The sequence below is a fragment of the Aequorivita sublithincola DSM 14238 genome, assembly GCF_000265385.1.
Taxonomy (GTDB): domain Bacteria; phylum Bacteroidota; class Bacteroidia; order Flavobacteriales; family Flavobacteriaceae; genus Aequorivita; species Aequorivita sublithincola.
Genome location: NC_018013.1, coordinates 1,614,039 through 1,635,634 on the forward strand (window position 1 = coordinate 1,614,039; position 21,596 = coordinate 1,635,634).

The window sequence follows — 21,596 nt, forward strand, 5'->3', positions numbered from 1 at the left end:
GATGAAAAATTTAAAAAACATAAAACTACTTAGTTTCCTATTCATTTTAGGAATGATTGTTACTTCCTGCGTTCAGGATGATGATTACAGCATACCTGAAATAAATGTTGATGAACCCAATATAGATGTAAACTCCAACATTATTACTGTTAAAGATTTTTACAAAGGTTTTGAACCAAAAATAATCGAATCTGGTGATGATGCTACCAAACCATTGTGGATAGAAGGTTACGTAGTTTCTAGCGATGAAACTGGTAATTTTTACAAATCTATAGTTATTCAAGATGCTCCAGAAAACCCAACGGCTGGGATTGCTATCTCTACAAATGCAACAGATCTTTACACAAAATATGAACCAGGACGTAAAATCTACTTCCGTGTAAACGGTCTTTATAGTGGATTATATGCTGGATTACCAACCCTTGGAACTCAAGATGGCGACCAAATAGGCCGTATGAGCGTAGAAGATTTTGAAGAACGTATTCGTCGTTCAACCCAAAAAGTAGATTTAGTACCACATGTAATGACAATCACTCAACTTAAAATGAGTCCGGATCCAACAAAATCATATTTAAACCCAACTTTAAATACATTGGTTCAACTGGAAGGAGTTCAATTTCCAGCAGTACTCGCGGGCGAACATTACGGCGAACTAAACAGCACTTTTGGAGTAAACAGGATCGTGGAGGACTGTGATAGCAATACGGTAGATCTTAGAACTAGCGGTTTTTCTGATTTCAAAAATGAACTATTACCAGAAGGTAACGGTACCTTAACAACTGTTGTAAGCATCTTTAACGATGGCTACCAATTGTTTATTCGCGATACAAGCGATGTTCAACTGAAAGGTGAGCGATGCGGCGGCGGCGGCGGTGGACCAACTGGCGCTTTGGAACTTCCTTTTTCACAAAACTTTGAAGGTCAAAATGCAGGAACTGGTATGGCAGTAGCTATTGAAGGTTGGACCAACGTAAACGTAAATGGTGGCGAAAGAGTTTGGGAAGTTAGAGAATTCAGTTCTAACAAATACGCGCAGACTTCAGCCTTTAAGAGTAACGAAAATCCTTTTGAAAGTTGGTTGGTAACCCCGGGGTTAATCCTACCAAACGGCTCTACACCAACGCTAACTTTTGGCACTAATGATGGTTTTTACACCGGTGAAGCACTTACGGTAAAAATTTCCACAGATTTCACAGGTGATGTTACTACAGCCACTTGGACTAATTTGAACGCTACAATTTCAACGGGACACGACTCTGGTTATGGGCCCAATTTCACGCCGTCTGGTGATATAGATCTTTCGGCTTATGCAGGACAAGTAGTTTACATTGCATACCAGTATTTAGGTGCTTCCGATGGAATCACTACTACATACCAAATAGATACTATTTCTGTGGTTGAATAATTTGAGAAACTATAAATAATTTTGAAAGAACCGTTTCCTTTTTGGAAGCGGTTTTTTTGTTTTTACTACTTTTATAAAAACATAAGACCAAAATGAATTCTGAAAGATTACTTTTTAGACATTATGCAGCTACAGATTTTGAAGATTACTTCAAATTAGTAAGCAATGCTGATGTAATGAAGATGGTAACAGGAAAGCCTGATTTAGAACTTGATGCTCGTAAACGCTTACAAAAAATGCTGAAAATTAATCAAGAATATCCCAAAATCGGGAATTTCAAAATATCGCTCAAGCTTGATAGTGATTTTGTGGGCCATGCTAAACTTGTAATGACCAAAAAAAACGAAGCAGAAATTGGCTACCTACTTATGCCAGAACATTGGGGAAAAGGTTACGGTTCTGAAATTGCGGAAGCATTGGTAAACCTAGCGAAGCAAGTAGATGAAATTCAAAGTTTAATGGCAAATATAGCTCCTGAAAATATTGCCTCCAAAAGAATTCTTGAAAAGCAAGGCTTTGTTTGGGATTATGATGGCGAATACATTGGTCTGCCAGCTGCGTATTACAAGATGAAATTATAATTTGATTTCTTTCCTTAATATATTAGAAAAATCGAGGCGAAATAATTCTTTGACCTTTAAAAAATAAATTGAAGTTTAGCACTATCTCGTGCGAACTAGGGCCAACTGCTTTCAAATCTGAAGTCACATAGTCATACGCATAACCCACGCGAATATTCGGTGTTATCTGAAACCCAACCAGACCACTAAACGAATCGTCCAACCTGTAGGATGCTCCAAGTTCAAACTTATCATAGAATAGGGCATTGAGGTTTGCATCAACAGAAACGGGCGCGCCAAAAGCAGATTTCACCATAGTGGAAGGTTTTAGTTTTAAGTTTTCTGAAACTTCAAAAATATAACCACCCGTTGCAAAATAATGGTTTGTTTCAGAACCATATTTAAGGCTGTTTTCATCTAAATGAACAGATTTCAACAAATTTGGAACAGAAATTCCAAGGTAGAATTGTTCGCCATATAGAAAAACGCCAGCTCCGATGTTTGGATAAATATTATTTATGTTTTCCGAAAAGAAAGGATCACTCGGGTCTTGAAGTTCCAGATTCGCAAGTCCAACCTCGTGGAAGGTTGCTCCAGCTTTTAAACCTAAAGCAAGATATACGGTACTATTTACTTGAAGTGTATACGAAAAATCTGCATAAACGTTCGTTTCTTTTACGGGTCCCAATTCATCATTAATTGCGGAAAGTCCTAGCCCAATTTTATCGCTTAATGGCGAATGTGCCGAGAAAGTATATGTAACAGGATTACCTTCCAGACTAGACCATTGGTTTCTATAAAGTGCGGTGAGAGAAAGGCTTTCTTTTGAACCTGCATAAGCAGGATTTACCACGTTCATATTGTACATATATTGCGTGTACTGCGGGTCTTGCTGAGCGTGTGTTTCAATAATAGCAAACACAGCCAATAACAAAAGGATTAAGACAGAACGCTTTCTCATTATTGCGAAAATATTTCTTTTGAAAAGTAATGTATCACTTTTTGATTGAAAAAACTGCATAAACTGGAAAATGGTCACTCACACCACCCAAATAATGTGGTCCAGCGTATGTTCTAAAAGGATTTCCTTTGAACTTGCCGCTGTATTCGGTGAGTTCTTTCGGATTAAAAATTTTGGCTTCTTCATATTGAAAATCATTATCGTGTTGCTGCAAAAAATTATTCGAAACAACTATTTGGTCAAAAAGATTCCATCAATGCTGATAGTTAAGGCTGCCGGAATATTTGGTTAGTAAAAGTTCCATTGGATTGTAAAGATCTGTTCCTGATAAGGTTTTTGCACTTTCACTTGTTGGATCGTCGTTAAAATCGCCCATCACAACAATATTTGCTCGTGGATCTACTGCTGTTATTTTTGAAATGATCTCTCGATTCTTCATTGCTGCTGCGACCCGTTTATGATTAGTTATTTCAACTCCTTCACGTCGCGATGGCCAATGGTTTATAAATAGATGCACTATTTCGTTTTCAAGCTTTCCTTTCACATAAAGAATATCACGCGTAAAATCACGCATTCCTTCTTCATTATTCACTAATAATGTTATGGCTTCTTTGTGTAAAACTTCAAAACAATCGCTGCGGAAAAGAAGCGCAGTATCAATGCCTCGCTCGTCTGGCGAATCGAAATGTACATAGCTATAATTCTTGCTTTTCAGAAATTTTGAATTTACCAACCCTTTAATCACCGTTTCGTTTTCAACTTCTGCAACGCCTATAAGTACTGGCGGATGCGTGGTTTCTTCATACCCAATTTGTGAAATTATTTGTCCAAGTCTTTTCAGTTTTTTGCTGTAACGCTTTTCATTCCAGTCCATTTCGGTGCCTGGCGTGAAATCATCATCTAGAATTTTGGGATCGTTTACGGTGTCAAAAAGATTTTCGAGATTGTAGAATGCTACGGTATAGAGGTTTTTCATATTTAATTATGAAATGTTGTTAATTGCTTCTAAAGTACAAAAAACTCTTGCTATGTGTTTCGTACATTTGTGATAATCCAGTGAATTAGTGAATCGGTGAATTAGTATTCAGTAATTCTGTATTGTACTATTTAACATTGGTTATTTCAATAAAAACAGTAACTTCTACAGCATCAACAAATATATATGATTGAAAAAACAGACATTTCCTACGAAAAAACAGTTTTAATCGGGCTTATTACGCAGTACCAAGACGAAGTAAAGGCTGAAGAATATCTTGACGAGCTCGAATTTCTTGCATATACCGCAGGAGGCGAGGTACTGAAACGCTTTGTTCAAAAGATGGAAAAACCCAATCCGAAGACATTTATTGGAACTGGAAAGTTGCAGGATGTCAAGAATTTTGTTGAAGAGAATGATGTAGGCGTAGTTATTTTTGATGATGAACTAAGCCCAGCCCAGCAAAAAAATATTCAAAAGGAATTGGATTGCAAAGTGCTTGATAGAACTAATTTAATTCTAGACATTTTTGCACAGCGCGCCCAAACCAGCAACGCAAGCACACAAGTAGAATTGGCTCAATACCAATATTTACTACCTCGACTTGCTGGAATGTGGACTCACTTGGAGCGCCAACGTGGAGGAATAGGGATGCGTGGTCCTGGAGAAACTGAAATTGAAACTGATAGACGTATTGTTCGCGACCGTATTGCCTTACTAAAAGACAAGTTGAAAAAAATTGATCGCCAAATGGGAGTGCAACGAGGCAATCGCGGCGCTTTAGTGCGTGTGGCTCTTGTGGGTTACACAAACGTTGGAAAATCTACTTTGATGAATGTGATTAGCAAAAGTGATGTTTTTGCAGAAAATAAACTCTTTGCTACCCTTGATACCACAGTGCGAAAAGTCGTTATTGGCAATCTTCCGTTTTTGCTTACAGATACGGTTGGTTTCATCAGAAAACTACCTACCCAACTGGTTGAATCTTTCAAAAGTACGCTAGATGAAGTACGTGAAGCAGATTTGTTATTGCACGTTGTAGATATTAGTCATCCTTCATTTGAGCATCATATAGATTCCGTAGATAAAATTCTTGAGGAAATAGGAAGTGCGGACAAACCTACAATTATGGTTTTCAACAAAATTGATGCTTACGAAGCAGAAGAAATTGAAGAAGACGATTTGATGACCGAAAAAACCAAAGCACATTACACTTTGGAAGAATGGAAACAAACTTGGATGGCAAAACTAAATGGAGACGCCATCTTTATTTCGGCTTTAAATAAAGAAAATTTTAGTGAATTCCGAAAACTAGTTTATGAGAAAGTTAAGGAGATTCACACCACACGTTTTCCGTATAACAGTTTTCTTTATGAGGATTATGTTGAGGAAGAAGATTAAGAAATAATTACGAAGAAATAAAAAGCCTCAAAGATTAGATTGCTTCTCCCGATAACTATCGGAATCGAAATGACACTTTGAGGCTTTTACATAAGTCTTGAGTCTTAAGGCAAAAACTTCTTCGTCCTTAGAATCCGTAAGTAGCGCCAATTCCCAAAGCTTCACGAATTTGGAAACCTTGAGCTGCATTATCGTCATAAATGGCTTGGAAAGTAGCATTTGCAGAGATATACTTGTTCACTTTAAAAAGCAAATTCATCGTATAATCTATATCTACATTCTGTGGATCTTCAAGATAATTAGAATAGAGATTTAAGATATTTTCCATTGAAATGTTTTCCATCAAATCTAATTTGGCATAGCCAGAAAGAGAGGCCCCAAATTCAAAACGACTGGTTTCATTAGCACCTACACCATAATACTTATTTTCATTATATGCTTCTACTGCTCCTGGGATTGCTTCATTTACCGCAGTAAAATCTTTGTCAACTATTATCAGTTTAGCTGTAGCAGGTGAAATATTCACATATAAATTGTTGCTTTTTTTCCAAAGCAAACCAGGACCAAACTGAATATAAGCCGGTGACAAAATATGAGATTTTTCCGTACGGTAGCCAATATCTTCTGGTTCAAGATCCTTATTAAACTCATAACCCTTGGCAAACTGTGTTTTAAAGTTAAAAAATAATGAATAATACCAATTGCTTTCCTTTATCTGCTTGCCTAAAATTGAATTAAGTTCCAAACGATCATTGGTTTTACGGGAGTATTTGTCATCTTTATTTTTGGTAATACCGTATTCTCCAATAAGACGGTTGTTCCATGAAATTTTATCGTGCTTATAATTAAAATCATAGGTAAGAGAAAGATTTCCGGAATAATTTGAAGTTCCGCCACCAGTCCATTCGTGGTTAAACGCAGCTTGGTTAAACAATAACGAAATGTTTCCAGCACGAGTCCAACCGTTCGGCACTGTGTCTTTAGCAGTTTCTTTCTGAGCAATCATTGCAAACGGTGCAACAAAAAGTACAGCGAGAATAAAAAGTTTTTTCATTTTTTTAGAAGTTTAAATTTTCGCAAAAATACTCACTCTTTTGAATATTTCGCAATAATATATTGAATTACAAAATATTTTTATGAATTCTCACGATAAAATCTAGAATTTCTTACTTTCTTTTGAAAAGCGGCACCGAAGAACAGGCCTCACCATACATAATATTCTTTGCAATTGGCTGTAGTTTTTGTGCCAAAAGTACATACGCATTCTGCGGAATGGGTTTATGGGCACAGCCTTTAATGATAACAGATTTGTCTGTATATTCTGAAACGTCCATATGCTGAAGTACTTCAGCAAAAAGAATACTTTCTAGTTCGTCCAAACTACCAACGGTCACTTTCTTGGTAAATGGCGCTAAATGAAGCGATAAAAGCAAATAAGCCCAGCCAGGAACAATTGCATCTGTACTGCAAAAAAGCGACACATACTTATCTTGATATTGCGCCCAATCGTGTTCCTTAGCTTTTTCACGAAACTCACTTTCACGAAGCACAATGCCTTCCATAAGCCAATGAGAAATATCAAAAAGAATCCTTTCGCCCTTAGGATAAAAATCCTCAAGGTTGAAGGTTACAAGCTTGCTATTCGCTACGCGATTTATTATTTCTTCAGACAATGTAAAAATTATTGGGTTACTAATTACTGCCCACTGCTATTGAACACTGAATACTTTATTAAAGCATTCCAAGTTCCAGCTTCGCTTCCTCGCTCATCAATTCTTGACTCCACGGTGGATCGAAGGTTATTTCTACTTCAGCATCTTTTACTTGCTTCATAGATTTTATTTTGTCCTCCACTTCCATAGGTAAGCTTTCTGCAACGGGGCAGTTAGGCGTGGTTAAAGTCATTAGTACTTTTACTTCGCAATCTTCGTTTATGAAAACGTCGTAGATAAGGCCTAGTTCGTATATATCTACCGGAATTTCTGGATCGTAAATGGTTTTTATAACAGCGATTATTTTTTCGCCCAGTTCGGCCATGTCTATTTGTGTATCTGCTTCCATTTGTCTAATTATTTATTTGTGTTTGGTATGCCAGCGCATACATTTTCATTTGCTTTATCATTGAAACCAATCCGTTTGCGCGGGTAGGAGAAAGGTGTTCTTTCAACCCAATTTCATCAATAAAATCTGTATTCGCATCTAGTATTGCCTGCGGTTTTTGGTTTGAAAAAACGCGTACTAAAACTGCTATTATTCCTTTAGTAATGATTGCATCGCTATCTGCGGTGAAAATAATTTTATCATTATTAATTTCGGAATTGAGCCAAACCTTGCTTTGACAACCTTTGATTAGTTTGTCATCACTTTTTAAGCTTTCATCAATCAGCGGAAGGGATTTGCCCAAATCAATCATATATTCATAACGCTGCATCCAGTCTTCAAACATTGAAAACTCATCTATCAATTCATGCTGTATTTCTTCAATCGTCATTTTTCTTGGTTTATTATTCTGAAGAATCTTTCTTTGCGCTCATCAAAACGCTGCGATCTGTTTTAGAATATAATGTTAGCACACCGTTTGCTATTGCATAAGAGCCAGTATTGTTTAGTGCATCCAAATAGTCTCGTTCAGTTTTCATAATGCTTTTGTCCATACACATCTTTTCGCTCACAGCAAGTTGGCCAAAATTGATTGCATAAAGGTCAATAGTATAATTTCCAAAAACGGAATTACATCCTGTTGTTCCGCGGAAGGAATTATCTAATGCAGAAAGCGTAAAAGTTGGGTTTGTAGTGTTTTCTAACTTCTTTCCATTTATGGCGGAAACTGTGTAATTACCCGTTAGCTGAACGCTTCCAGCAACGTCAATTACTTTTTTGGTTTCGTCGCAACTCGTGAAAATTACTGTAAATAGTAATAATGATAATGTGGCAAGTGTTTTCATATTATTTTTGTTTCAAGTTTCAATTTTCAATTTTCAATTTTGAGTGAATAGCTGTCATCAGTCTTCAGACATCTATCAACTCAACATCATTTTGGCTTTTTTTACGGCGTTTACTAAGGCGTCCACTTCTTCCAAAGTATTGTAAAAAGCGAAGGAAGCGCGAACAGTGCCTGGAATTTTATAAAAATCCATAATAGGTTGAGCGCAGTGATGACCAGTTCGCACCGCAATTCCTAATTTATCCACTATCGTTCCAATATCATACGGATGGATTCCTTCGATGTTGAAAGAAACTACCGAAGTTTTATCGGGGCCTGTACCGTAAATTTTCAAACCTTCTATTTCCAAAAGCTGTTCTGTCGCGTATTTTAAAAGTTCGTTTTCGTGTTTTTCAATAGCTTCGAAACCGATTGCGTTTAGATAGTCTATGGCTGCTCCAAAGGCAATTCCACCACAAATGTTTGGCGTTCCGGCTTCAAATTTATGCGGAAGACCGGCGTAGGTTGTTTTTTCAAAAGTAACTTCGGCAATCATTTCGCCGCCACCTTGATAGGGTGGAAGTCTGTTGCCCCATTTTTCTTTCATATAAAGAATTCCAACGCCCGTTGGGCCACACATTTTATGCGCCGAGGTAACGTAAAAATCTACATCCAACTTTTGTAAATCTGGTTTTATGTGCGAACAGGATTGCGCACCGTCAATAAGCGCGGCAGCTCCAACTTTGTGTGCTTTTTCAATTATTTCAGCGATAGGATTTATTGTTCCTAATGCGTTCGAAATATGATTTACAAAAACCAGTTTCACTTTATTTGAAAGTAATTTTTCATATTCTTCAATTACCAAAGAACCTTCTTCGTTCATCGGAATAACCTTCAAAATGGCTCCGGTTTTTTCACATAACATTTGCCAAGGCACAATATTGCTGTGGTGTTCCATTGCAGAAACTATAATTTCATCGCCTTTTTCTAGAATTTCAGAAAAACCGTTTGCAACTAGATTTATTCCGTGGGTTGTACCTGCGGTGAAAATGATTTCGTAAGCTTCCTTCGCATTAAAATGGGTTTGAATTTTATGTCGCGCAACTTCATAAGCATCCGTAGCTTCCTGCGAAAGTGTGTGTACACCACGATGAATATTCGCGTTGTAATTGCTATAATAATCTACAATGCAATCAATAACCTGTTGCGGTTTTTGCGAAGTTGCCGCATTGTCCAAATACACCAACGGATAGCCGTTTACCTTCCGGGAAAGGATAGGGAAATCGTTGCGTATTTTTTGGATGTTGAAGGGCATTTGAAATTTTTATGAATTAGAAATTTGTGGTTGAGGTTTTGCCACGAATTCACGAATCCTATTATTTAATTAGTGAATTCGCGGCACTTTTTTATTGCTCAAAACCCATGTTAACCCCAATTTTAGTTGCAATCAACTTATTGATTCGTTTTTTAAGTTCAGGAATTTTTACGCTTTCCAAAACAGTGTTTGCGAAAGCGTACATCAATAAAGCGCGTGCTTCTTTCAGTCCAATTCCGCGGCTTCGTAGGTAAAATAAAGCATCTTCATCAAACTGACCAATTGTACAACCGTGGGAGCATTTTACGTCGTCTGCAAAAATCTCTAACTGTGGTTTTGCGTTTATTGTGGCTTTATCGTCAATTAAAATATTGTCATTTTGTTGATACGCATCAATTTTCTGAGCGTCTCTTTCAACAACAATTTTACCATTGAAAACTCCGGTTGAAGAACCAGCGTAAAGTCCTTTGTAATCTTGATGACTTTCACAATTTGGCGAAATGTGATGTACCAAAGTGTTGTGGTCCACGTGTTGTTTTCCTTCAAGAATTGTAATTCCTTTTAATGTAGAATCACAGTTTTCGCCCTTTTGATAAAAGTTGAGGTTGTTGCGAACCAAATTTCCTCCGAAACTGAAAGTATGCACGCGACAAACCGTATCTCGTTGTTGTGAAATATATGTGTTGTCAATCAACGAAGCAGTTGCTTCATCGTTTTGAATTTTGTAATAGTCAACGTAAGCACGCTTTTCAGCAAAAATTTCTGTAACCGAATTGGTTAAAACTTCATTGCTAGAAAGACTTTGGTGGCGCTCAATAATTTGTACGTGCGCGTTTTCGCCAACAACAATTAAATTTCTTGGTTGAAGAAACATCGCAGCTTCATTTCCTGTTGAAAAATTGATGATTTCAATAGGCTTTTCAACTTCTTTGTGCGCTGGAATATTTATGTAAGCACCTTCTTTTGTGAAAGCAGTATTCAGCGAAGTAAGACTGTCGCTTTTAGCTACTTTGTTGAAATATGCCTCAATCACAGGTTTATACTTGCTCTTATTCAAAGCTGCGGACATTAAACAAACGTCCAAAGTATCGTGCGTAGTTTCTGAAAGGAAAGAATTGTAAACGCCATCCACAAAAACCAATTTGTAAGTGTCTATTTCGTGAAGAAAATACTGGCGAACATCCTGAAGTTCTACGTGACGTTCTTTGTTTGAATAAACGCTGTAGTCTGGTTTCAGTAATGAATTCAGTGAAGTGTATTTCCAGGCTTCTTCCTTTTTAGTTGGAAATCCTTGTTCTTCAAAGATTTTTATGGCGCCGTTTCGCACATCGTGTAGTGGCGAATCAAACTCCAAATAATCTTCGAGAGCAATGTATGATGATAATAATTTGTCTTTAAAACTCATTGAAATTTTTGTTTCAGGTTTCTTTTGTTTCTTGTTTCAAGTTTTCACACTCGATATATAGGCTTCTAGTTATTTGAACTTGTTGCCTTTAAAATCATTTTTGTTTAAATAAATAATAAAATTAGCAATTCGTTTACTCAGACTCATATATCTTTCAACCAAAGAAGATAGTTCTTCTTCAGAAATATATTCAGAATCGAACACTCTATATAATTGAGAGCAAGATTCTCCCGCCGAACCTTTTGCAATTGATAAAAACTGTCTAAATTCTAGGTTTCCATCACGTTCAAATCCTTCGGCAATGTTATCCATTACGGAACCTGATGAACCTTTTATTTGGTCTTTTAATTTGTAATCTGATTTTAGGTCGGTGTTTTTCGAAAGAAGAATGATTTCTTTAGAAAGTAGTCGCGCCTCTTTCCAGATTTCTAAGTATTCAAATTTTTCTATTGTAGCCATAAATTTTTAGTTTTACACAACTCGAAACTAGAAACCTTAAACCAGAAACAAATTTTAAACCAACTCTTCTTTAATCCAATCGTAACCTTTTTCTTCCAGCTCGTAAGCAAGTTCCTTGGTTCCGGATTTTACTATTTTTCCGTTCATAAGTACGTGTACAAAATCTGGAACTATATAATCCAAAAGACGTTGGTAGTGGGTAATTACTACAACTGCGTTGTCTTTGCTTTTCAATTTGTTTACGCCATTGGCTACAACTTTCAACGCATCAATGTCCAATCCAGAATCTGTTTCGTCAAGGATTGCAAGTTTTGGCTCTAACATTGCCATTTGGAAAATTTCGTTTCGTTTCTTTTCACCTCCCGAAAAATTTTCGTTTAAAGAACGTGAAAGAAATTTGCGGTCTATTTCCAGCATATCCGCCTTTTCTTTGATCATTTTTAGCATTTCTGAAGCTGGCATATCATCCATTTTCTTTGCTTTTCGGGTTTCGTTTATGGCCGTTTTTATGAAATTGGTCACCGAGACTCCAGGGATTTCCACAGGATATTGGAACGATAGGAAGATACCTTTGTGGGCTCTTTCTTCAGGATCCATTTCTGAAATATCTTCGTTTTCAAAAGTGATGTAACCTCTGCTTACTTCATATTCATCTTTTCCAGCAACTACCGATGCTAACGTACTTTTTCCAGAACCGTTCGGTCCCATTATTGCGTGAACTTCGCCTGCTTTTACTTCAAGATTGATACCTTGTAGTATGTCTTTTCCGTCAAATCCGGCGTATAAATCTTTAATCTTTAACATGTTACTTCTTCTTTTCTGATTCGTTTAATTTGATATCTACTTCGGAAGGCTTCTCATTTACCTTCATAATTTCTTTGATAGTTATTTCTTCTTCCCAATCGCTTTCTTTATCGGTGTTTTTGGTAACAACGCCACGAACTACAACTCCTACCATATCATAATCATTCACTTTTACTGCTGCTACTTTTTTTGAAAGTTCGTCGGAAACTACATCACGCTTAACGCCGAAAATATAATTAGGTCCCATCAACACTAACGCACCCTCAGAATTGATGAAATCTCCTTTGTAAGTTTGAATTTGATCTACATTTTCAGTTGTTACTTCTTCCGTTTCGTTGTTTTTTTCTTCTGAATTTTTACAGGAAAATACCGCTGCTGAAAGCATTAGCATCAAAATGATTTTTTTCATAGTTAATTCAATTTTATTATTTACATTTTGACCCTTCGACTACGCTCGGGGTAACATTAATATTATCCAACGGAGCCTTCAAGGCTGATTTCCAATAATTTTTGAGCTTCCACAGCAAATTCCATTGGAAGTTTATTCAAAACTTCTTTACTGAAACCGTTTACTATCAAAGCAATGGCTTTTTCAGTATTTATACCGCGTTGATTGCAATAAAAAATCTGGTCTTCCCCAATTTTACTTGTGGTTGCTTCGTGCTCTATCTGGGCGGTTTTATTTTTTACTTCAATGTATGGAAAAGTATGTGCGCCGCAGCTGTTGCCCATCAGCAAAGAATCACACTGCGAAAAATTACGAGCGTTGTCTGCATTCGGCATAATCTTCACCAAACCACGATAGCTGTTCTGTGATTTTCCGGCAGAAATACCTTTAGAAATAATGGTGCTTCGAGTGTTCTTACCAATATGAATCATTTTGGTTCCCGTATCTGCTTGCTGATAATCATTCGTTACGGCAATTGAGTAAAATTCGCCTATGGAATTATCTCCTTTTAAAATACAGCTTGGATATTTCCAAGTAACGGCGCTTCCGGTTTCCACTTGTGTCCAAGAAATTTTTGCGTTCTTTTCGCAAATTCCACGTTTGGTAACGAAATTGTAAACACCACCCTTACCTTCTTTATTTCCAGGATACCAGTTTTGTACTGTTGAGTATTTTATTTCGGCATCGTCCAGTGCTATTAATTCCACCACTGCGGCGTGCAATTGATTTTCGTCACGACTTGGAGCGGTGCAGCCTTCTAGATAGCTTACGTAGCTTCCTTCGTCTGCAATCAATAAAGTTCTTTCAAATTGTCCTGTTCCACCTTGGTTGATGCGGAAATAGGTAGAAAGTTCCATTGGGCAACGAACACCTTTAGGAATATAGCAGAATGAACCATCACTAAAAACAGCACAGTTCAAGGCTGCATAAAAATTGTCACGCTGAGGAACTACAGTTCCCAAATATTTTTTAACTAGCTCTGGATGTTCTTTAATTGCTTCGGAAATGGAACAGAAAATAATTCCTTTTTCAGCTAAAGTCTTTTTGAAAGTAGTTGCTACGGAAACAGAATCCATCACAATATCCACAGCAACTCCGGCTAGCTTTTTTTGTTCGTCCAAAGAAATTCCAAGTCTTTTGAAAGTGTCCAAAAGTTCAGGATCTACTTCATCAATACTGTCGTACTTTGGTTTTTTGTTAGGTGCGGAATAATATGAAATATTCTGAAAATCAGGCTTTTCGTAATTCACATTAGCCCAATCTGGTTCTTCCATTTGCAACCAATAACGGTAAGCTTCAATGCGCCATTCTGTCATCCACTCTGGCTCTTCCTTTTTTAAGGAAATAGCTCTCACCACATCTTCATTTAATCCAACGGGAAAAGTGTCAGACTCTATATCGGTATAGAAACCATATTCGTATTCCTTGGTTTCTAATTCTTTTTTTAAATCGTCCTCTGTATATTTCATATTAATTCATTCAAAATTTAAAGTTCAAAATTCAAGGTTGAATTCAGAACTTAATTAAAGAGAAAAAGACTCGCCACAACCGCATGTGCGATTAGCGTTGGGATTGTTAAAGACAAAACCTTTTCCGTTGAGTCCGCCGCTGTATTCCAACGTGGTACCAACGAGGTATAAAAAGCTTTTTTTGTCTACGGCAATTTTTACATTTGCTTCTTCAAAAAGTTTATCGTTTTCACCAAGACTATGGTCAAACGTTAATTCATAACTCAAACCGGAACAACCTCCGCTTTTAACACCAACGCGCACGTAATCTGCGGCAATGTTAAAGCCTTCCTCGCTCATCAGTTGGGCTATCTTGGTTTTTGCATTTTCACTTACCTTAATCATATATAGATTAATTCTAAATTAGAGGGCAAATATACATCAAATAGTACTTTTAACCACATCAAAGCGGGATTTAAAAACTATTGTGTCATAGTTTTAAACAATAATTAACAGTGCGGTTTTATTGGGAAATTGAAGCGTTTGAAAAGAAACGCATCTTAATTGGGATCTTGAAAATCTGGATTGTTTATGAAAGATGGATCCGAGAGTGAAAGTAGAAAAGCTTTTAGGTCTGCTTTGTCTGGTTCCGTTAATTGTACGCCACCTTTTGAAATAGTTTTCATTAATGGATCAATGGTTGGAGAATAGACCAAGCCTTCGCTATAATGGTTTATTACTTCATCAAGAGTAGCAAAACGACCGTCATGCATATAAGGAGCAGTATAAGCTAGATTTCGTAAAGAAGGTGATTTGAATTTACCATCCTCATTAGGATCGCCAGAAACTCCGCCTAATCCTTTGTCCGTAATAACAGCGTCCAGCCCGTTGTTGTGAAACGTATTATCGGTCCACAGTGGACTGAATTCATTGCCATGACAGTGGAAGCAATCGCCTCGAGCTTCGTCCATAAAAATTGCAAAACCGTTAATTTCTTGTGGCGTCAATGAATTTTCGCCTTCCAAATATCTATCAAAAGGAGAATTGGCAGAAATAAGGGTACGCTCAAATTGAGCTATTGCTTTGGCGGTTAATTCCTTGGTGATATTTTTTGTTCCAAAAGCTTTGTTGAAAAGTTCAGGATAAGCAACGTTACTTTGCAAACTGGCAACTGCGTTTTGCCAAGTGTTGTGCATTTCTACTGGGTTTATAACTGGTTCTAGTGCTTGTATTTCTATACTTTTGGCGCGTCCGTCCCAAAAGAATTCTTCATTGATATTCCAAGCCATATTATATAGTGGCATGCTATTTCGGGTTCCTTCAAGACCATCAATACCGATGCTCAATCGCGTATTGTCAGTAAATGAATTCTCGGGTTGGTGGCAAGATGCGCAGGCTTGTGTTCCATTTCCAGAAAGGATTGGATCGTAAAAAAGTTTTCTTCCCAAAGCAATTCCTTCCACAGTTTGAGTATTATCGGCTGGAATGTATGGTGGCGGCAATAGGCGTTGTAAAATTGAAGGAACAATTAAAGGTTTGGGCGTTGGCACATATTGCTCCATTGGTTCTTCAGGATCTGTGTCGTTTGAAGAACAAGCAACCAAAACGCTTAGGACCAAAAAGCCTATCAAAAATAGATATGTTTTGCCAAAACGTTGCTTCATCATAAAAATTATTGTGTTATGGCTCCAATGCTGAAAACAGTTGCTCCATTATCGTGCATGAGTTTTTGAGCGTCATAATTCATCATTAAATCTATGTTGTAATCATTCAAATTCCAAGTGTATGGGTTTTTATACCATTCTGCTATATTCATTTTTATTTCAATAGTAGCATCATTGGTTATGGTAAAGTTTTGAGTGAAAATAAAGGTGAGGAAGTTTTGTTCAAAAACTCCATTGCTAACTCGGGCTGTACCATTATGGTAGGCATAAGGAAGTTCTCCTCCGCTACCATCATCATATTTTCCTTCCATCTGCATAAAATGGTATCCTCCGCCCAACATATCTGGCCAGTTCCAGTTTGCGGCATTAAGATCTGGAAGAGACCCGCTAGTGTTATCTTTTTCGTTGAAACCATAAGTAAATGCAATGCCGTTATAATCTCCAGTGGGGGCCAATTTTGCCGGTGTAAGTTTCAGGGAAGTTGGATCTTCTAAATCAATTAATTTATATTCTTCAAAATCTACGGTAGAACCGTCTGCTTTTAGAAGAGAAATACGCGAAATTAAATATCTAAGTTTTGTAATATTTAAAAGACTTCCAAATTCATTAGTAAAAATCGTGGTGTTGAAATCTGAATTGGTAACGTCTTTTCCGTCCCAGTTTTGGGTGAAATTAAGCGTAACGTTTTTGTTGTAAACACAAGAACCATCATCCGTATTGGCATCTGGATTGTAGTTTGAAGAGGCGGGATCAGTACAACCTAAAATAACAGCAATACAAGATCCATCATCTTTTGTTGCTGCTGCATTATAGTTTATAGAATTAGGATCAGTACATCCAAGAATTTCTGGCTGAGTATCGTCATCACCGCCACAAGAAACGGCAAAAACTGCCATAACCAATAAAAGAAATACTTTTTTCATAATTTAGATAGGGGAATTATGTTTTTAATTTTATTATTAAAACATCTTTTGAACCTTTGTTTAAAGGGATGTCTTTATCATTACTTTCACTGTTTCCGACAACTATAATTTTGTTGTCTGAAGTTTCAATTGCTTCCGAAGCATAATCTAGACTTGAACCACCTATGCTTTTCTGATCTTTAAGATTTCCATCTTTGTCTATCAAAAAGATCCACGCATCATTATAGCCATTATTGGTTAGCAGATCGTCATCATTGCTGCGACTGTGGCCTGAAAGAATATAATCCTCATTTTCACGCTGAACAATACTATGGGCAGTATCAAACTCTGAACCGCCATAAGATTTTTGCCAGATTTTGTTCCCGTTATCGTCAAACTTTATTATCCAAGCGTCGGCATTTCCACGGGGAGAGGTTACGTCTTGATCGGCGCTTCTGGAGTCACCAACCATAATGTAATTGCCGTCATTGGTTTTTATTGAAGCGTAGGAATTGTCTATTTCATTGCCACCATAAGACTTTGTCCAAACCAAATCGCCATTGGGTTTTAGTCTTACAGCCCAATAATCATAGCTTCCTTTTGGATCTGTTTTATCGAAATCTACACTTTCTGAAGTACCTGTCATTAAAAAACCACCATCTGCAGTTTCCACGGCATCGTAGCTTCGATCGTTGTTGGAGCCTCCAAAATAGCGTCGCCATTGTTTGTTTCCGCTGGCATCTAGTTTGATTCCCCAAAACTCGCCAACACCGTGAAGTACACCTCTATTTTCTCCTTTATGAAGGTCATTTCCACCACCACCACTGGCTGAGACGTCAAAAAATCCAGTTACAAAATAACCGCCATCTGAGGTTTGAAAGGCTTTATAAGCCTGATCACTTCCTGAGAAGCCGAAATTTTCGTCCCACAGTATAGTTCCTGCACTATCTACTTTAAGAATCCAGTAATCCTGAAAACCTTCATTACCAGAAACATCACCATCACTACTTGTTGTGTAGCCGCTCATCAAATATCCGCCATCATTGGTTTTGGTAATGCGTGTGGCTTTTTCATCATCGCTTCCGCCGTAGGTTTTGCTCCAAATAATTTCGCCTTCTTTAGAAATTTTCAAAAGCCAATAATCACTATCGCTACCACTTCTTCCAACAATATCACCATCCGTGCTTCGCGTTGTTCCGAAAACCATATAGTTGCCATCTGTGGCTTCTACAACTGAAACTGCTTCGTCTATCCCGCTGCCACCGTAGGTTTTTATTAATTCAACTTCACCAAAAGCAGAAGATGGTGGTGGATCTTCAACTTCTGGAGCATCGTCCTTTCCGCATGAAATGCAAATAGTTAAAAACGATAATAAAATTAGAAAACGTAAAGAATTTCTGTCTTTAAGGATTAGCATATAGGGATATAAGTAGGTTCTTTTTTATTCAATCAATAAACGTTTTGTAGTAGTCGCATTAATTTTCAAAACATACATACCCGTTTGAAGATTGGAAACATTTATATTTTCAGAAAGGTTTTCAGAAAAATTAGCATCTATAACTTTTTGACCAAGAACGTTGAAAATTTCAATACTTGTTATAGGTTCTGTTTTGGAAGTAATTGTTACCACATCTTTTACAGGGTTTGGAGCTATAGAAAAACTTAGGTTGGTATTATCGTTTACGCTCAACAACGGATCGCGAACAAGAAAAAGACCTCTGTCAATATCGCTAATAACGATGTTTCCGCTGGCAAAAAACGGATAAACGCTCCAAGCTCCATCAAAACGGGCGGAATTGCTGCTTGGATAGGTGTCAAAAAACTTGGTCTCAACCATATTTTTGTTTTCGATATCACTGATGTCCAAGATTCGCAAACCTGCACGGTAGCTAGAAAGATAAAAGTCATTACCTACAACATAACCGTTATGGTCTATTGCTGCAACAGCCGCTTCATATTCAAAATGAACCACCGGAGTGTCCAGATCGCTAACATCAAAAATGATAGTTCTCGTGTTAAAACCGAAAGTAGACTCGTCCAATTCATCACCAATTATAAAATATTTTTTATCGTCTGTTAACCAGCCTTGGTGCGTGTAATCAACACTTCCGTAGAAACCGTTTGAAATTGGAATTGGATTACTTTTGTCTGTAACATCCACAATAGAAACTCTGTCTTCATTACTTCCAAAAAATATTTCACGTCCTTGGTAATCTGGGTCTGGACCGTCATAAATTACTGCTTGTGCATCGTGGCAATAGTTATCTCCAGTAAATTGTCCTTCAAAAATAGGATTTAGTGGATTCTGAATATTTATAAAAATTGGACCTCCACCATTGGTAGAAGACGCTCCAACTGCATAAGCATAGCCGGTTTCTTCATTGATAACAATATTGTGGCAGTTTCCAAAACCTCCATAATGTGCATCTTCAGTAAAAGTTACGGGTGCGTTGTTCACATTGCGCAATCTAGTTAAATCAAAAACCTGCATTCCATGACTGCTAGCTTCACTAACAATGAAGGCGTGATCTTTATAAACTTTAATATCTCTCCAGATACTATTTTGATTATTATGAGCTGGTAATTTACCAAGATAAATAGGGTTTACAGGATCAGAAATATCTACGAAAGCGGTACCATTATCGAGACCCATAATTGCGTATTCTGTTCCATCTTGCGGATCGGTCCAACCCCAAGAATCATTTCCTGCTCCAGCATTCATTGTGCTTAGGCTTATTCTAGAAGAAAGGTCAAGACCATTACAAGGATATTGTCCGGCCATGCCGTTTTCACAAGGGGTTTGCGCGATGGAAATGGCGCCAAATAATAAAATAGATAATTGTAGAAATACTTTCATAAAAACGTTTTAGGGTTAAAAGGGGCGCTAAAATAGCGATATATTTATTGTTATAACAAACGCAAAAGGTTAAATATTAGTATAGTGTTAACATGTTAATTGCCATATTCATATTTTAACGTCATAAAAACTAATATTTAAAAGAGGCTTCACTTATTAATTTTGAAGGTGTATTTTTGCCGAAGCATGCTAATAAACAATAAAAATGTTCGAAAACAAAGACAACTCCAGTACCAATATTGAAAATTTAGGCGAATTTGGACTTATTGACCATCTCACTAAAAATTTCAAAATAAAGCAAAAGTCAACGGTAAAAGGAATTGGTGATGATGCTGCGGTGATTTCTTGCAATTCAAAAAAGGAGATTGTTGTTTCTACAGATTTGCTTTTGGAAGGCGTGCATTTCGATTTAAGTTATATGCCTTTGAAGCATTTGGGTTATAAAGCTGTAGTTGTAAACTTATCTGATATTTACGCAATGAATGCCGAACCTACTCAAATTACGGTGAGTATTGCGGTTTCTAATAGATTTCCGGTGGAAGCTTTGGAAGAACTTTATGCAGGAATCGAAACTGCTGCGAAACAATACAATGTAGATGTTGTGGGTGGCGACACTACTTCTTCAACCACAGGTTTGCTGATTAGTATAACAGCTTTAGGCACTGTGAATAAAGGCGAAGCAATTTACAGAAGCGGAGCAAAAGCGAACGATTTATTGGTTGTAACCGGCGATCTTGGCGCGGCATATATGGGACTTCAGATTTTGGAGCGCGAAAAAGAAGTTTATAAAGTAAATCCAAACAGTCAGCCAGATTTAGAACCTTATTCCTATTTAGTAGAACGACAGCTGAAACCTGAAGCGCGAAAAGATATCTCAATCTTGTTGAAGGAAATAGATGTGACACCTACTGCTATGATTGACATTAGCGACGGTCTTTCTTCTGAAATTTTACATATCTGTAAAAGCTCCAAAGTAGGTTGTAATTTATTTGAAGATAAAATTCCATTGGATCCTCAGGTAATTTCTACTTGCGAAGAATTCAATTTAGACAGTACAACCATTGCTTTGAGTGGTGGCGAGGATTATGAATTGCTTTTCACCGTAAGTATGGAAGATTTTCCAAAAATAAAGGCGAATCCACATTTATCAGTTATTGGTCATATAACTGAAGAAAAAGAAGGCGTACATTTAATAAGCCGTGCGGGAACAAAAATACCTTTGATTGCACGAGGTTGGAATCCACTGAAAAAGAGTGAAGATTAATTTAGAATTTTATTCAACACTACTTTTAGCTCACTGAGGTTTTCAATAACAGCCATATGCCCGCTGTTGAAAGTAATGAGTGTCGTATTTGTGTTTTCAGTAATTTCTTTTGAAGCTGCATAAGGAACAATAGTGTCGTGTAGTCCAGCAATTAAAAACTTTCCTTTTTTGAAGTTTTTTAAGACTTGTTTTCTGTCCTGTCGGTCCTTCATTCCTTTAATATTGGCTTGAATACCTGCAACTGGAAATGTATTTGCTTCAGCTTTTAGTTTCTCAATTTCAGATGTATTTTGCTGTTTGCTTTCTTCAGTAAATAAATTGCTAATAGCCATACTAATAAAGGCTTCTGGAACACTATCTAAAATTTTTACAGAACGTTCTCTGATTGCTTTTTTCTCGGCATCGTCATTTTCTGTTGTGGAATTTAGAAGAATAATTTTTTCTATTTTCTCGAGAAACATTTCGGCGAAAGCCAGCGTAACGTAACCACCCATTGAATGGCCAATGAAAGTTGCTGTGGAAATTTGCAAATGTTGCAATATTTCGTTTACAACTTCAGCCATTAATTCCATGGTGTGGATTTCAGCAAGAACTCCGCTTTTTCCGTGACCGGGGAAGTCAATTGTAATTACGAAATTGTTTTTTGATAACTGAGGAATCAAGGGTTTCCACATTGTGGAACTTTCCAAAAAACCGTGAAGCAATATTATTGCTGGACCGCTTCCGAAGGTTTCGTAATGGATTGGAGTATTTTTGTAGTGAAATATCATAATTTGAAAAGACCTAACAGGAGATTGCTTCTCT

General features: G+C 37.1%; 22 protein-coding genes and 1 pseudogene. 4 read left to right on the plus strand and 19 right to left on the minus strand.

What is annotated here, in order from left to right:
- Nucleotide 1 precedes the first annotated feature (1 nt).
- Together AEQSU_RS07435 and AEQSU_RS07440 are read left to right on the plus strand one after the other, a co-directional pair.
- Nucleotides 2–1,405 (plus strand): DUF5689 domain-containing protein, encoded by a 1,404-nt coding sequence (locus AEQSU_RS07435; protein ID WP_014782249.1) that lies wholly within the window; start codon nucleotides 2–4, stop codon nucleotides 1,403–1,405.
- A 92-nt stretch (nucleotides 1,406–1,497) separates the two neighbouring features.
- On the plus strand, nucleotides 1,498–1,986 hold the full coding sequence (locus AEQSU_RS07440) for a GNAT family N-acetyltransferase (RefSeq protein WP_014782250.1): 489 nt from the start codon (nucleotides 1,498–1,500) through the stop codon (nucleotides 1,984–1,986).
- A 22-nt stretch (nucleotides 1,987–2,008) separates the two neighbouring features.
- On the opposite strand, the gene AEQSU_RS07445 is transcribed toward AEQSU_RS07440, so the two are convergent.
- Together AEQSU_RS07445 and AEQSU_RS07450 are read right to left on the minus strand one after the other, a co-directional pair.
- Nucleotides 2,009–2,926: a PorP/SprF family type IX secretion system membrane protein gene (locus AEQSU_RS07445; RefSeq protein ID WP_014782251.1), complete on the minus strand. Its 918-nt coding sequence runs from the start codon at nucleotides 2,924–2,926 to the stop codon at nucleotides 2,009–2,011.
- 34 nt (nucleotides 2,927–2,960) lie between these two features.
- Nucleotides 2,961–3,902 (minus strand): annotated as a pseudogene (locus AEQSU_RS07450) (endonuclease/exonuclease/phosphatase family protein).
- Nucleotides 3,903–4,088: 186 nt separating this feature from the next.
- On the opposite strand from AEQSU_RS07450, the gene hflX reads away from it, so the two are divergent.
- Nucleotides 4,089–5,303 (plus strand): GTPase HflX, encoded by a 1,215-nt coding sequence (gene hflX, locus AEQSU_RS07455; RefSeq protein WP_014782252.1) that lies wholly within the window; start codon nucleotides 4,089–4,091, stop codon nucleotides 5,301–5,303.
- Between the two features lie 127 nt (nucleotides 5,304–5,430).
- Here the strand turns inward: hflX and AEQSU_RS07460 are convergent, their stop codons facing one another.
- From AEQSU_RS07460 to AEQSU_RS07535, 16 genes are all read right to left on the minus strand, one after another.
- Complete coding sequence (locus AEQSU_RS07460) at nucleotides 5,431–6,357, minus strand: DUF3078 domain-containing protein (RefSeq protein WP_014782253.1); 927 nt, start codon at nucleotides 6,355–6,357, stop codon at nucleotides 5,431–5,433.
- 112 nt (nucleotides 6,358–6,469) lie between these two features.
- Nucleotides 6,470–6,976 (minus strand): DUF2480 family protein, encoded by a 507-nt coding sequence (locus AEQSU_RS07465; protein ID WP_014782254.1) that lies wholly within the window; start codon nucleotides 6,974–6,976, stop codon nucleotides 6,470–6,472.
- A 58-nt stretch (nucleotides 6,977–7,034) separates the two neighbouring features.
- Nucleotides 7,035–7,364 carry a DUF59 domain-containing protein gene (locus tag AEQSU_RS07470; RefSeq protein ID WP_014782255.1) on the minus strand — a complete coding sequence of 110 codons (330 nt, stop codon included), beginning with the start codon at nucleotides 7,362–7,364 and terminating at the stop codon, nucleotides 7,035–7,037.
- A 4-nt stretch (nucleotides 7,365–7,368) separates the two neighbouring features.
- A complete protein-coding gene (locus tag AEQSU_RS07475; protein ID WP_014782256.1) occupies nucleotides 7,369–7,794 on the minus strand; it encodes a SufE family protein in 426 nt (141 codons plus the stop codon).
- A 13-nt stretch (nucleotides 7,795–7,807) separates the two neighbouring features.
- Entirely contained in the window at nucleotides 7,808–8,248 is a 441-nt protein-coding gene (locus AEQSU_RS16155) for an META domain-containing protein (RefSeq protein WP_014782257.1), read from the minus strand.
- A gap of 75 nt (nucleotides 8,249–8,323) precedes the next feature.
- On the minus strand, nucleotides 8,324–9,541 hold the full coding sequence (locus tag AEQSU_RS07485) for an aminotransferase class V-fold PLP-dependent enzyme (protein WP_014782258.1): 1,218 nt from the start codon (nucleotides 9,539–9,541) through the stop codon (nucleotides 8,324–8,326).
- 91 nt (nucleotides 9,542–9,632) lie between these two features.
- The gene (gene sufD, locus AEQSU_RS07490; RefSeq protein WP_014782259.1) at nucleotides 9,633–10,946 is read right to left on the minus strand and encodes a Fe-S cluster assembly protein SufD; all 1,314 of its coding nucleotides are present in this window, start codon (nucleotides 10,944–10,946) and stop codon (nucleotides 9,633–9,635) included.
- A 69-nt stretch (nucleotides 10,947–11,015) separates the two neighbouring features.
- Complete coding sequence (locus tag AEQSU_RS07495) at nucleotides 11,016–11,405, minus strand: four helix bundle protein (RefSeq protein ID WP_014782260.1); 390 nt, start codon at nucleotides 11,403–11,405, stop codon at nucleotides 11,016–11,018.
- A 54-nt stretch (nucleotides 11,406–11,459) separates the two neighbouring features.
- On the minus strand, nucleotides 11,460–12,209 hold the full coding sequence (gene sufC, locus AEQSU_RS07500; protein WP_014782261.1) for a Fe-S cluster assembly ATPase SufC: 750 nt from the start codon (nucleotides 12,207–12,209) through the stop codon (nucleotides 11,460–11,462).
- A 1-nt stretch (nucleotide 12,210) separates the two neighbouring features.
- Nucleotides 12,211–12,618: a hypothetical protein gene (locus AEQSU_RS07505; RefSeq protein ID WP_014782262.1), complete on the minus strand. Its 408-nt coding sequence runs from the start codon at nucleotides 12,616–12,618 to the stop codon at nucleotides 12,211–12,213.
- Nucleotides 12,619–12,680: 62 nt separating this feature from the next.
- Nucleotides 12,681–14,126 (minus strand): Fe-S cluster assembly protein SufB, encoded by a 1,446-nt coding sequence (gene sufB, locus AEQSU_RS07510; protein ID WP_014782263.1) that lies wholly within the window; start codon nucleotides 14,124–14,126, stop codon nucleotides 12,681–12,683.
- 54 nt (nucleotides 14,127–14,180) lie between these two features.
- Nucleotides 14,181–14,510 (minus strand): HesB/IscA family protein, encoded by a 330-nt coding sequence (locus AEQSU_RS07515; protein ID WP_014782264.1) that lies wholly within the window; start codon nucleotides 14,508–14,510, stop codon nucleotides 14,181–14,183.
- A 155-nt stretch (nucleotides 14,511–14,665) separates the two neighbouring features.
- Nucleotides 14,666–15,772 (minus strand): cytochrome-c peroxidase, encoded by a 1,107-nt coding sequence (locus AEQSU_RS07520; protein WP_014782265.1) that lies wholly within the window; start codon nucleotides 15,770–15,772, stop codon nucleotides 14,666–14,668.
- Between the two features lie 5 nt (nucleotides 15,773–15,777).
- On the minus strand, nucleotides 15,778–16,692 hold the full coding sequence (locus tag AEQSU_RS07525; RefSeq protein ID WP_014782266.1) for an MbnP family protein: 915 nt from the start codon (nucleotides 16,690–16,692) through the stop codon (nucleotides 15,778–15,780).
- A gap of 16 nt (nucleotides 16,693–16,708) precedes the next feature.
- Nucleotides 16,709–18,088: a hypothetical protein gene (locus AEQSU_RS07530; RefSeq protein WP_014782267.1), complete on the minus strand. Its 1,380-nt coding sequence runs from the start codon at nucleotides 18,086–18,088 to the stop codon at nucleotides 16,709–16,711.
- A 24-nt stretch (nucleotides 18,089–18,112) separates the two neighbouring features.
- Entirely contained in the window at nucleotides 18,113–19,528 is a 1,416-nt protein-coding gene (locus AEQSU_RS07535; RefSeq protein WP_014782268.1) for a choice-of-anchor B family protein, read from the minus strand.
- Nucleotides 19,529–19,733: 205 nt separating this feature from the next.
- On the opposite strand from AEQSU_RS07535, the gene thiL reads away from it, so the two are divergent.
- Nucleotides 19,734–20,792: a thiamine-phosphate kinase gene (thiL, locus tag AEQSU_RS07540; protein ID WP_014782269.1), complete on the plus strand. Its 1,059-nt coding sequence runs from the start codon at nucleotides 19,734–19,736 to the stop codon at nucleotides 20,790–20,792.
- Here thiL and AEQSU_RS07545 read toward each other — a convergent pair.
- The gene (locus AEQSU_RS07545; protein ID WP_014782270.1) at nucleotides 20,789–21,562 is read right to left on the minus strand and encodes an alpha/beta fold hydrolase; all 774 of its coding nucleotides are present in this window, start codon (nucleotides 21,560–21,562) and stop codon (nucleotides 20,789–20,791) included. The genes thiL and AEQSU_RS07545 overlap by 4 nt on opposite strands.
- Between the last annotated feature and the right edge of the window lie 34 nt (nucleotides 21,563–21,596).